The 13,075-nt window shown below is 30.4% G+C and carries 11 protein-coding genes and 1 pseudogene; 2 read left to right on the top strand and 10 right to left on the bottom strand.

The window, feature by feature from the left end; all coding sequences use genetic code 11:
* Nucleotides 1-347: 347 nt before the first annotated feature.
* The 4 genes from B8T70_RS21750 to B8T70_RS21735 form a co-directional block, all read right to left on the bottom strand.
* Entirely contained in the window at nt 348-1,334 is a 987-nt protein-coding gene (locus B8T70_RS21750; protein WP_123912146.1) for a WG repeat-containing protein, read from the bottom strand.
* Nucleotides 1,335-1,375: 41 nt separating this feature from the next.
* On the bottom strand, nt 1,376-1,825 hold the full coding sequence (locus B8T70_RS21745; RefSeq protein ID WP_086896210.1) for a hypothetical protein: 450 nt from the start codon (nt 1,823-1,825) through the stop codon (nt 1,376-1,378).
* Between the two features lie 274 nt (nt 1,826-2,099).
* The gene (locus tag B8T70_RS21740) at nt 2,100-3,872 is read right to left on the bottom strand and encodes a TonB-dependent receptor (RefSeq protein WP_086896209.1); all 1,773 of its coding nucleotides are present in this window, start codon (nt 3,870-3,872) and stop codon (nt 2,100-2,102) included.
* Nucleotides 3,873-3,960: 88 nt separating this feature from the next.
* The gene (locus B8T70_RS21735; protein WP_086896208.1) at nt 3,961-6,975 is read right to left on the bottom strand and encodes a lipopolysaccharide assembly protein LapB; all 3,015 of its coding nucleotides are present in this window, start codon (nt 6,973-6,975) and stop codon (nt 3,961-3,963) included.
* Between the two features lie 237 nt (nt 6,976-7,212).
* On the opposite strand from B8T70_RS21735, the gene B8T70_RS21730 reads away from it, so the two are divergent.
* Nucleotides 7,213-7,896 (top strand): cell division ATP-binding protein FtsE, encoded by a 684-nt coding sequence (locus tag B8T70_RS21730; RefSeq protein WP_086896207.1) that lies wholly within the window; start codon nt 7,213-7,215, stop codon nt 7,894-7,896.
* 6 nt (nt 7,897-7,902) lie between these two features.
* On the opposite strand, the gene B8T70_RS21725 is transcribed toward B8T70_RS21730, so the two are convergent.
* Nucleotides 7,903-8,736, bottom strand: coding sequence for a class I SAM-dependent methyltransferase (locus tag B8T70_RS21725; protein ID WP_086896206.1), 834 nt, complete (start codon nt 8,734-8,736; stop codon nt 7,903-7,905).
* A 109-nt stretch (nt 8,737-8,845) separates the two neighbouring features.
* Here B8T70_RS21725 and B8T70_RS21720 point away from each other — a divergent pair, with 109 nt between their 5' ends.
* Complete coding sequence (locus B8T70_RS21720; RefSeq protein WP_086896205.1) at nt 8,846-9,727, top strand: glycosyltransferase family 2 protein; 882 nt, start codon at nt 8,846-8,848, stop codon at nt 9,725-9,727.
* Between the two features lie 46 nt (nt 9,728-9,773).
* On the opposite strand, the gene B8T70_RS21715 is transcribed toward B8T70_RS21720, so the two are convergent.
* From B8T70_RS21715 to B8T70_RS21695, 5 genes and pseudogenes are all read right to left on the bottom strand, one after another.
* Nucleotides 9,774-10,349, bottom strand: coding sequence for a DUF4833 domain-containing protein (locus tag B8T70_RS21715; protein ID WP_086896212.1), 576 nt, complete (start codon nt 10,347-10,349; stop codon nt 9,774-9,776).
* A gap of 218 nt (nt 10,350-10,567) precedes the next feature.
* Nucleotides 10,568-10,999 carry a GtrA family protein gene (locus tag B8T70_RS21710; RefSeq protein ID WP_086896204.1) on the bottom strand — a complete coding sequence of 144 codons (432 nt, stop codon included), beginning with the start codon at nt 10,997-10,999 and terminating at the stop codon, nt 10,568-10,570.
* A 1-nt stretch (nt 11,000) separates the two neighbouring features.
* Entirely contained in the window at nt 11,001-11,687 is a 687-nt protein-coding gene (locus tag B8T70_RS21705; protein WP_086896203.1) for a CDP-alcohol phosphatidyltransferase family protein, read from the bottom strand.
* Nucleotides 11,688-11,841: 154 nt separating this feature from the next.
* Complete coding sequence (locus tag B8T70_RS21700; RefSeq protein ID WP_086896202.1) at nt 11,842-12,648, bottom strand: phytanoyl-CoA dioxygenase family protein; 807 nt, start codon at nt 12,646-12,648, stop codon at nt 11,842-11,844.
* A gap of 230 nt (nt 12,649-12,878) precedes the next feature.
* Nucleotides 12,879-13,075, bottom strand: a pseudogene (locus B8T70_RS21695) (SDR family NAD(P)-dependent oxidoreductase); the annotation flags it as partial.

Genomic DNA, 13,075 nt, shown 5'->3' with positions numbered 1-13,075 from the left:
TATAATTTAAAACCATAATCATCATTTTACATATAAAATGTAAAATTTTAACACAAAAAAAAGCCCTGAAATTAAAATTTTCAAGTTCAGGGCTAAATGAAGCGTAAAATACAAGATTTTTAAGTTATTACTGAACTATCTCTTGAGATATTCCACAAGTAACAACAATATATCAAAAAGAAAAGATTTTTTGAAAAGAAAATAGATTTTTTCACAATATTGCCATTTCGGTTAGTTTTGCCAATTTATACAAGAATTTGTGTTATGTAATTTTCTAGCAACGGCAATATGTCTTGATAAGAATGTCAGTTAAAGCTATTTTCAAAAGTCAATGAAACAGAAAATGTTTACTCACTTGAAACAGTTTTTCCTTCCATATTAACGAAATAGCTACTATTTTGATTCTCGACTTTAAACAAATTATGCGGATAGGATTCCACTTTTTTCGCATCAACTGTAAAGAGTGTTTTTCCGTTTGTATTGATCACTTTCCATTTATTATTCGGATATTGAGTTAGAAAAGCATTTCCTCTAACTCCATCCGCATCAATTGCATTTTCTAAACGAAATTTGAGTTTTAAATTGCGATCTAAAACACTAATTTTGTTTTTTAATGTAATAATTATTGACTCTTCCTGAAAAGTAATTTTATCATAATTAATCTTTAAAAGTTCTTTTCCCTCATGATTTACAATACCGTATTTTCGAATCGGATTTGTATAAATATTACTGTCTCTTCTAACATAAAAAAAGTCGCGGTCTTTATAAGGACAATATATATAATCAAATGAAGCAATTTCTTTTCCAAACTCATTAAGCATTTTAAAATTAGATCCGTTGCCATTTTCTAACATAATAATACCATATTCGTTTCCACCCTGCATTGAAATGCTAAAATCTTTTATGTTTGCTATGGTCTTTCCTTCGATATCATAAATTATGCTATCATCTTCTATTGAGTTAGAACTTGAAAAAAAGCTTTTAGTAGTATCTCCTGTTATAATGGTATAAATTATTGAAATATAATGTTTATCCTTTTGAACATAATTTTTCAGCGACATATCAAAAAGTGAACACTTACCGTTTAAATTTCTTATTCTTAAATAATGATCACCTATAAATTCACTATAATCATTTTCACAAGGAATTATAATTGAAAAATTCTCATCAGCAAAACCGTATAGGTCATTCTTCTCTAATCTGTAAATTTTCGTACCATTAATTTTACTTATTCTGTCTACTCCTAATTCTATAGCTTTAGCTTCTAAATTAATTGTCTGGGCATTTAAACCCACACATACAAAACATACTAGCAAAAAAAAGATACTTTTCATTTTTATTTATTTCCTACTAAAATAATAAAAATAAACACAGACTACTCAACACTTTCAATCGTATAATGTGTTTTATTAATTTCAAATTGAAACCCAACTTTATTCCCTATTAAATGAGAACCAAGAGGGGATTGTGGAGAAAGCGCAATTACATTTATTCCGTCAATGGCAATTTTAGGAAGTGCCACACTCAAATACAGATGAATTCCGTTTGCTTTTACCAAACTTCCTGAAATGATATTCTCTGTTGTTTTTGAAGCGTCAATTTTATCTAAAATAGTTTTTTGACTAATTGCTTCTTTTAATTTATTGGTTAGTTTTTCCTGCTCTATATGCATCATCGATAAAGCTGTTTCGTGCTTATCTCCTGCCGAACCTTTGGCATCATTTTTAGAATCCTCGGTCAATGTCGAAATCATGTCTTTAAAAACATCAATTCGATCCTGAACCATTTGTAAATAATAGGCGTGTATTTTTTGCTTGAAAGTCATAATAAAATATTAACCGCAAAGTGCGCGAGGTTTTACGCAAAGGTCGCAAAAAAGAATTTATTTAATATGAACTTTGAGGAGTTAACCACGAAGAATGCAAAGTTTCACACAAAGACCACAAAGAAGGTTTATTTAGTTAGATATAGATTAACATTAATTAAAAAGCAAAATTCGCTAAATCTTAAAAAAGATCTAGCGAATCTTGTATTCTTTTTGGTTAAATAATCCTAACGTACTTTGCGTAAAACTTTGCAGTCTTTGCGGTTAAATAAACCTAAAAATCGAATTTATAATTAGCTCCACCCATAATCTGAAAACCTTGAACCGGGTAATTCAACCATCTCTGGTAGGCTTGATTAGTAATATTATTTGCTTTTAAATAAAATGTTAATCTATCGCTGTACTTATATCCTACATGAGCATTTAAATCAAAATAACTTTTTAATGTAATCGGGCTAGCATCAATAGCTAAACTTGTATTTACTTGTTCGTCTTTTCTTTCTCCTACATAAAACAAATTGAATCCTGCGTACCATTGTTTGGTAATATTAAAATCAAGATTAGCACTTAATTTCATTGTTGGCAGATTCCAAGCCTCGCTTTGATGATCATTACTGTAGCTATTAAAAGTTCCGTTGATTCCAAAAGAAACATTCTCTGAGAAATCAGCTTTTAACTCTCCGTAAAAACGCATTGTTGTCATATCATCATATACAACCTGAAAAGAGTTTCCGAAAGCGTAATTTTCATTAGTTATATCTTCTGTATAGTCATTACTCTTAAACAATGCTTTGTTTCTTTCGTTTACATAAGATCCCTGAACTTTATAACTTACATTATTAGCTAATTTTCCTTTTAATCCAGCAAAAATATTGAATTGCATATCCGTTGGATTAATATTTAGTGTTGGTGATAAAAACGGGTTTTGATCTACAAAATCCATATAGGTGTTTTGTTCTAAATTCCCTTCCGCTCCAGCGTAAAAAATCATTAAATCTCCAACTACTTTATACGAAGCAGTTACATTTGGATACACTAAAATCTTACTATTACTATTTTCATTATCTAAACTATAAAACAATTTAGCTCCTAAATTAAGCGTCCAATCATCTTGTTGCATTACAAAACTTGGTGATAATCCAAAATTGGTAAATCCATATTTTATAGGCTGTAAGTTTGTTTTCTCATAATTATTTTCAAAACTTCCACCAACATAATCTACAATTACATCTGTATTTATAGACTGATCCATGATTTCGACTTTAAAAGATGGCTTTATATAAAATCTATTTTCAGAAGATTTTAAACCGTCCGAAAAATGACTGTACTTCATACTTGCCTTAGTAAAAATACCATCACTAAAATCGATATTTCCACCAAGATTAATTCCGTTATACGAATGCTTTGGACTTATACTATTAATTAATATCCCGCGATCTTGCGGAGTTAAGGTAGAACCAAAATCTACTGGTAAACCATACCAGTTATAAATCTGGTTTTGATATCCTAAATCAATATTCCAGGACATATCTCTGTTTTTTACTCCATAAATTAAATCTAGTGAGGTATCGTAAAATTTATCATTTAAATCTATATCCTTAATACCTCCTTGCGAAGATTGATGCTTGAACATTCCTGCTACATAATCATTGTTTCCTAATTCCTGCGCTACAAATAATTCGGCATTTAAATTACCGTAATTACCGACTCCTGCAGTAGCATAGTTAGTAAACAAATGCTCTTTTTTAGCTTTATCAACCAGTTGAGCATTCCCTTTTGAAGGTGTAAAAGTAGATGCTACCGGAAAAGAAAAAATGGTGTATTTAATCGTTTCTTTAGCAGCATTCCCTTCATCATTTAATGAAGGAATTTCTTTTACTTTAAAAGCATCCGAGATTGTAGGAGAATATGCTTTTACCACATTTACTTCTTCGGTACCAATTGTTTCGTCTTTCTTTTTTGTTTCGTCTTTTTTCTGCGCTAAAGTCAACTGAGAAGTTAGCAACAAAAGAAAAGCGATATGTTTATTTTGGAAATTGATTTTCATATTTTATTTTTTTGAGAGCAAAGATTAAAGAGAAAAGACTTATCTATTTTTCTTGTCTCTATTATCTATACTCTTTTTGCTCTATTTTCTACTTTGTAATCGATGAATTTGTTTTAGACTCTTCTGCTTTTATAGCACTTAATTCTTTTTCGGCCTCAGAAACTACATCTGGATAAGCTGTGAAATTCTGAATTACATTCTCTAAAATATAAGTTGCTTGATAACTATCTTTTAAGCCATAGAAATTCTTTGCCATTAATACCAATCCTTTGGCTCCAAAATATTTGAATGATGAATAGTTTTTAGCTAGTTTTTGTACCGCAGCATTAGAAGCATCGTACTTGTTCTCTTTGTTTTTAAAGTAAGCATCATAATACAATGATTCTGCTGCCAATTCTCCTTTGGATGTTGTAGCCAATTTTGCATAAGCCGTTTTAGCTTTATCCTCATCTCCGGATTTAATTGCTGCTCTTGCTACAATAATTTGTGCATCGCTTTTTACATTTTCGTCTGTTTTAGGATTTTGCAATACTTTTTCTGCATACACAACCGAGTTACTATAATCGTTTTTATCATAATAACATTTCATCAGGTTTGCTTGCGCGAATGTTTTATTTTGAGAAGAATCTCCTTCATTTTCTATACGAGATAAAACCGGAATTGCTTTATCACAATCTTTAGCTTTTAAGAATATCTGCGCTAAACGCATTAAAGATTGCTCTGTATATTCACTACGAGGTTGCTCGATTACATATTGATAATTAGGAATTGATTTACTCTCAGAACCTTCGATAGTATAGGCTTGGGCCAATTTAAAATTAGCTTCTAGCGCATGGATTCCTTTTGGAAATTTGCTCACATAATTACTAAAACCTACAATAGCTTGCTTGTTGTTATTTTGCTCATATTGTTTTATTGCACCTTCGAAAGTATCATTATCTAAATCGGCATCTGTAACAGCTACAAAATCTAGCGTACGTACCCAAGTAGCATATTCATCTACTTTACCATTATCTACATAAATTAATCTCGCTGTAGAAACTGCTTCAAGAGCTTCGGGAGTTCTAGGGAAATCGGCAGCTACTTTTTTAAATTTCACCAAAGCCAATTGATCTCTATCGGAGTTATAGTAAATTAATCCCTCACGCAAAATAGATTTTGCAGTGAAAGCTCCATTCTTGAATTCTGCAACCAATTGGTCATAAGTTTTAATTGCCTGCTCTGTTTTTTTCTCGGCAGCATATGTATTTGCTAGCTCAAACATGGCATCGTCACGATATTCTGATTTTTTGTACATTTGAAGAAACCCGTTAAGTTCTTCGATTTTTTTATCATTTTTATTCATAAAACCATAACAAATGGCTTTTTGAAAATAGGCATAATCAGCATCGACACCTTTAAATGTCATAACTTTAGTATAAGCTTCCATCGCCGAAGTATACTTAGAAGTTACAAATCGACAATCGGCTAATCTTAAATATGAATCATGTAATCTCGAAGCATCATCTTTGGCATTATCGATTTGAGCCTGAAATGAATTTGCTGCATTATCATATTCTTTTAATTTAAAATAAGTGTAAGCAATATTATAATTCACGTTTTTAAACTCAGGAGTTGTTTTGGCTGCTGCCAAACCTGCAAATTGCTTATAACTTATTAATGCGTTTTTAAAATCTTCATTAAGATATTCCGTTTCTCCTTTCCAAAAAGTTGCACGAGCTGTAAACTCTGGGCTTTTTTGTTCGTTAAGGGACTTAATAAACATCTTAGAAGCTTCCTGATAATTGTTATCATTATACAGTTCTAAACCTCTGTAAAAAAGTACTTTTTGGTAAGCCAATCTATTTTCCGGAGATTTATTTTTCTCTAATAAAGTTAGTGCTTCACTATAGTTTTTAGAAGAAATATAAGAATCTATTAATAATTTTTCAACTTCAGATTTACTGGAGTTATTTGGATATTTCTTTAAGAAATCAAGTAAAACTGCTGGTACAGTTTGGTATGAATTCCCAATTTCATAACTCAGTTTAGCGTAATTTAAACTTGCGTCTTCTTGGATTGCTTTATCAAAATCCATTTCGGTAGCATTCTTGAATGCATTTAATGCTTGTTGCTTTTTATCGGTATTTAAATAACTCTGACCTAAGTGGTAATATGCATTTTGTGCCACGAAGTCTTTTCCTTCAATGATTTTATTGAATTGTGAAATGGCATTTTCATAATCTTTTTGCTGATAATAAGCATATCCTAATTGATAAAAATCGGTATTATTCCATTTTCCCTTTTTACCTTTATATTGTACTAAAAACGGAATTGCTTTATCATACGCTTTTAAATTAAAGTAACTTTCTCCGATAATCTTATTCAGTTCCGATTTTTCGATTTCATTAGATTTAGGCATTGCTTTTTGTCCCAAATCGATTGCTTTTTGGAAATTACCTAACTTAAAGTTCATATCAGCTTGATAATACGAAAGTTTCTCTTTGTATTTTTCTTCGCCCGAAACCTCATCAAAATATTTAGTAGCTTCTTTGTAATCATCACCTTCATAAGCCATGAAACCTAAATAATACTTGGCTTGTGAACCATATTCGGGAGAATTTACCACTTTATTAAAGTAGGCTGTTGCTTCTTTTTTCTTTTTAGAATTAAAGTAACTATATCCTTTTTGGAAGTTGAATTTATCCAAATCACTTTTACTCATATAGTTCTCATCTACACGATCAAACCATTGCAATGCTTTTGGGTAATTGGCCTGATCGAAAAAATAATGAGCAACTTCTATATATGCTTGATTTTGCTTGGTACTTATTGGGTAATCTTCAACAAAACGCTCCATAAGTTCATCGGCATTAGGCTGATTGGTTCTTATGGCGCAATTGGCGATGTAATAAGCACAGTCTGCCTTTACCTCTTCTCTCGTCTCTTTGTCTTTTACTTTTTCAAAAATAATCTGAGCCGATGTATATTGTTTGTCATTATATAAGGAAAGTGCTTTGTCGAAATCCTTTAAATCGTAGGTATAAATAGCCGACTTTTGTGCCGAAACCTTAATCGATAAAAGAAGAACTAGTATAAAAAATAACCGTGAAAGTTTATGCATTGTGATTTTAATTTAATATTCAAATGTATCATTTTCTACTGGGTATAACGAAACCGTTTTGGTATTTATTATAAACAAAAAACCAACTATCATGATTTAACACACTTATAAAACCCAACAACCACACACTTATTGTCTTAAATAAAGACATATAAAGGACTATTTCCTTAAATGAGGAAAATTTATTTTGAATACAGCCGTTAACTTATTACTTTTACCATTCAAATTAATTTTATCATGTCACAAACCGTACTGTCTCTTAAAGATGTAACTATTTATCAAGAAGGAAGAAAAATTTTATCTCACGTAAATTTAGAAGTTAAACACGGTGAGTTTCTTTATATCATCGGAAAAACAGGTTCAGGAAAAAGTAGTTTCATGAAAACTTTATATGGTGATTTACCTTTAACTGAAGGAGAAGGTCATATTGTTGATTTTGATTTGGCAACTTTAAAAGAGAGTGAGATTCCATATTTGAGACGTAAAATCGGGATCGTATTCCAAGATTTCAAATTACTTCCAGACCGTACTGTAAAAGACAATATGCTTTTTGTACTAAAAGCAACTGGATGGGTTGACAAAGAAGGTATGGAACGTAAAATTGACGAAGTTCTTGATAAAGTTGGTATGAAAGAGTTTACTGAAAAAATGCCGCACCAACTTTCTGGTGGTGAGCAACAACGTGTTGCAATTGCAAGAGCTTTACTAAACGACCCTGAATTTATCCTTGCCGATGAACCTACAGGAAACTTAGACCCACAAACAAGTTCAGAAGTTCTTGAAGTTTTAAGAAACATCAACGCACTTGGAAAAACTGTTATCATGGCAACTCATGATTATGCTTTACTAATGAAATTCCCTTCGAAAACATTAAAATGTGAAGATGCCAGGATTTTTGAAGTGGTTCAGAGAACGGTGTAATTATTTTTATTTCTCAAAAACTAAGATATCTTGAAAGTCTACTAGAGGTTTATTTCCTCTTTTAGACCAGGTTCCGTATATTTTATTTTCAACTTTTAAGTTACTCAAATCTACCATTTTATTTAGAGATTCTTCATCAAAGGCAATATTAGCGGAAGGAACTTTTTGATTCATCAATCTATATCCTTCTTTTTTGAATGGAAAAATATAGGTTCCATTATCTTTTGAAATTATATCTTCATTTTTTTCATTATACACAAAAAAAGTAGCTAGGCATTTTCCTCCTGGTTTTAATACTCTATAAATTTCATTAAGGTAATTCTGAACCTCTAATGGTTGCATGTGTGTAAAAACAGAAAACAAAAAAACCGTTTCAAAAGAATCGTCTTTATAAGGAAACACAAAATTTTCGGCTTTTTGATTTGTTAAACTATACAAATCATTACTTAAAGGAATATGTTGAAAATTGAAATTAGGAAAGCTACTTGTGATATTATTTTTACACCAATTAATACCTTTCTTAACCAAGTCAAATCCTTCATATCTACTATCGGTTAATAAATAATTAGTAAGCGGAACCGCTACTCTACCAATACCACAACCAATATCCAGAACTGAATGATTGGGTTTTAATTTTGCATATTCTATTAAGAGTTTAAGATGGTGTTTTCCTTGCTCTACAAAATCACCTGAACCTATAAAAATATCTCCTTTATTAGGAATCAATTTATTTTTACGTCCACTTATCGAATTTAAAAAATCAATGGGCGCATAATAAATTTTCCGAACAACAAGCCTTGATTTTGGAGAGATAAAATAATAAACAGATCTTAAATTCATTTTTTAATGTTTTACTTTTTTCACAAACTTGATATCATTTTTATCGACAAAGAGATTTTCTTAATAAAAAGTATTTTCTTTACAAATATATTTTAAAAAACGACAATTAATGCTTTCTATTCTTATTCCAGTATACAATTATGATGTTTGCTCTCTTATCACTGAGCTACACAAACAATGTTTACAATCTGGAATCGAATTTGAAATTATTTGTTTGGATGATGCTTCCTCTCAGTTTTTAACTGAAAATCAAAAAATAAATCAATTAACAAACTGTTCTTATGCTATTTTAGATAAGAATATTGGAAGAAGTACTATCCGGAATTTATTAGCTCAGAAAGCCAACTTCGAGGATTTGCTTTTTCTGGATGCTGATACGTTACCAATTCATTCTAATTTTATTACTAATTATATTCTTCAGATAAATAAAGACGAAAAAGTCATTTATGGCGGAATTCAATACCAAAAAGAAGAACCAAGAAAATCTGAAATTCTAAGATGGATTTACGGTAAATCCAGAGAAGCATTATCGGTAGAAAAAAGGCAAATAAACCCATATCTTTCGTTATTAACATTAAACTTTCTGATAAAAAAATCAATTTTTAAAAAGGTATGTTTTAATGAAGAAATTCCAAATTTAAGGCATGAAGACACTTTGTTTTCTTTTGAATTAAAGCAAAATAAGATTGAGATTATCCACATTGAAAACCCTGTTTATCATTTAGGTATCGAGAGTAGTAAAACGTTTTTAAAGAAATCGGAAGAATCAGTTATAGGTTTAAAATACTTAGTCGACGAAAAACTGATAGGTGTAGAATATGTAAAACTTTCGTATTATTACCAAATAGTAAAAAAGTATAAGCTCTCTCTTTTTTTAGAGAAGCTATTTTCAATATTTAAATCATCGCTAAAAAAAAAATTATTGAGTGATAATCCGTCACTTTTTATCTTTAAGGAAGCATTATCAAAAGTAGAGGGAATTATAAATTAATTTTTTTTTAAAATTTATATGCGTTAAAGATTATATCGAAATCTTATTATAACAACATCCTCTCAGTAATTATTTTATTTGAGGAAGTCTCAATTCCGGTAACTTCAGCATACTTTACATTTGGTAACCAAAAAGAACCTCCCTCAATGCGTACAAATATTTTTTCTACCTGTATTCTTTTCTGATTTACATTTACAAAAACATGATATTTTTGATCTGAATCTATCTTTTTTAAGGTTAAGGGTAACTTTTTATACGATACAAATTGAAGTTCAAACTCTTCGTTATCCAAGGTTTTACTTTCTATTCCGTATGCAAATTTGCGTTGCATATAATTAAAGTCTTTTATTTCTCCTTTCTCAGCATATCGAATCCAATACGCTTTTATAGGATTGCTTTTGTTTATTTTTCCATTTTCCAGGTAGTTTATGGTATAAATTGCAGTGTTTACATTTGGGTCCCGCTGAATATAAAATAGCATATTATCTATATTCTTAGGCGTTGGAAAATTTAATGGCGATGGATTTTTGGATTGTGCCACTACATTTTCGGGAATTATAGTTCCTAAGATCGTTATAACGATTAGTGATTTTGTAAAATATTTTAATGATAATTTATTCATATCGAAGTTTTTATACAACCTGCTGGTTGCAATTATTTTAACACCTAGAAACATAGATTTAGAATGCTTAAAGAAGGCGTTTCACTTGTTTAAACAATCATAGTTGACTATGTATGAGAAACTAGTTTCTTTTTCTATTCTTTTTAGGTATCTAAAATCTATCCCTAAGCTTCGGGACTATGTATTGAATAGAAAACACTTAATTGGTTATTTATACGCTAATCTGATTTAATTACATTCTGTTTTTTGTTTACCTTAAAAACCCAATATTTAATCAGCGGATAATTAAATCCATAAGAAACAAAACTATCCGTGATTAATCTTCCGATTCTATAATCGATTTGAAATACTTTTTGCAAAATAAGCGTACCAAATGATTTTAAGGAAATACTTCCCAATACAACTAACGCAAATTTAAAAAGCTGACTATTGATGTGGCTACTATAACCAGATTGATTTTTAAATACCCAAAATCTATTGATGCTGAAATTGATAATGGCACCAATGGTTCCGGAGATTAGAATTGAAAAAGTAAAATGCAATTTAAATACTTCTGTTAGTAAAATCATTAAACCATAATCGGTAATGCCTCCTAAAAATGCCGCAACTTGTGCTCGTAGAAAAGTAAAAATGGATTTTTTACTGAACATATCAGTCTTGGTTTTTATCTTTTAAATCGCCTAACTTTAAAAGTTTTAAGCTATCAATAGTATTGATTACAAACAACACAATACTGATTAAGCCAGCCAAATACGTAATTGATCCCTGAAATAAAACTTCTATAATTAAAATTAAAGCAATAATAAATCTAAGTTCTGTTGGGCCAACAAAGCCAGAATCTATACTGTATTCATTTGTCATTTTGTAGCGCAACTGGCTGATGATGATAGACCAGCCATACAATGCGACAAAAGCAAAGGCTACTATTTGTGTGCCATTTTTAGCATAAATGTAGTAGCCAAAGCCTATAAGTACAATACCTATCCAATCGGCAATAATATCGAGTGCAAAACCATACCAACGACGCGGAATATTTCTATAATAAGCCAATCTTCCGTCTAATGAATCGCCTAACCAATTTATAACCAAACCGATAATACCCAAAAGCAAATACCAGTTTGTTACATAAGTACCTAAAACAAAAGCTAAAAAAACGAATCCCGAACCAAATGTACCCATTAAAGTAAGTACGTTTGGCGAAATGAATTTAGGTACTTTTGGAAGCAAAAATACAATCGTTGACTGTTCTGTTCTTTTTAAAATATTAGTTCGTTTACGGTCTGAAAATGTTCTTTGTGCAATTGCATTATAATCTTCAATCTGTATTTCTTTTCTCATTAATAGCGTAATATTTGTAAGCCAGATAGTATAGCCAATTCTAGTTTTACAATTTTTAGCTTTACTTTTCTTTGACTATTTTTAAAAAAATCTGTGGTACTCTTTAGCTTACCTGATCTAACCAGATAACTAAATACGATAATAAACAGCATAATTATTTAACAATACCAGCAAAACGTTGATAAAAAACCGTTGGGCTATTCTCATTTTTAGGAGCGTATTTTCCGGCTATAATCGGAATATAAATTACTCTCCTTCTACTTTCTTCGCCACGGATAGATGATTCTGCCACTCTGTGCCACAAACGACCATCATGAATGGTTAAATCTCCAGCTTCCGGATTGATGGAAACTTCCTGTGGATCGGGTTTATTATCTAAAAAGTATTTTTTACGAAAAAGCATTTGATAAATACTTTGCTTATGAGTACCCGGAATGATTTTAAGACCGCCATTTTCAGGTTTTAAAGTGCTTAAGTGAATACCCACATTTAACATCGGATTTAATTTTGCACCATAAAAAATATCTCTCAAACCATCTGTATGCCAACCCATTTTAGTAAACTTACTTTCTGGCCCGTTGATATAATGATTAAAAACCATTCCGTCTTTTTCTTCAGTACCTAATCTTGCGCTATCGCCTGCCAATGGCAATAAACTATTAAATCTTGGATCAAGTAAAAGACCGCTTAAGGTTTGATGATGTTGATTGATAAAAGCAAAACGTTGTACAATTGGAGAGCCATCTAAATCTTTTCCGTATTTAATTGGAACACCATTTACTTTTTGAAGGTTATTGTCAATCCAATTTTGCTGCACTTGTTTCGAGGCATCAATGATGGATGAAACAGTTTCCGGATTTATAAATTTTTTGAAATGAATGAAGCCATGTTCGTTAAAAAACGTAATTTGTTCATTAGTTAATTGCTCAGTAAGGGTAAAGGTTTTATAAGAAGATACCATGATAATATAGATTTAATAAATGAAATAATATAGTTTGTAATTTTATCTAAAACAGAATAACAACAACAGCAACAAAACATTAGCATGTTTACGTGCATTCGGTTTTCAGATAAATTAAACATATTTTTTCTTTTATTTGACATACTCTATAGGATTAGTAGAATTTAATACAAACTTAATATAATTTTTCTTTTTTCAAAGAATATTTTTTTATTTATTTTTTGTAAAAATTAAATTTTATAAATTCCAGCAGCCATTTTTTCAATAAATCCCTTTGGTAGTATACGGTTGGCATAAACCGAAATAATATTTGTAAAACCTGGAATAACTTCTGATTTTTTGTTGAACATGGCTTTTACAGCAATTTTTGCGACTTCATCAGCCTGCATATTAAACTTTTCGGCCATTTTGCTAAAAGCGTCTAAAC

Origin of the sequence: Flavobacterium sp. AJR (assembly GCF_002156885.1) — a bacterium.
Classification (GTDB): Bacteria; Bacteroidota; Bacteroidia; order Flavobacteriales; family Flavobacteriaceae; genus Flavobacterium.
Note: the sequence above shows the minus strand (reverse complement) of the source record. Positions and strands in the feature narration are given on the sequence as shown.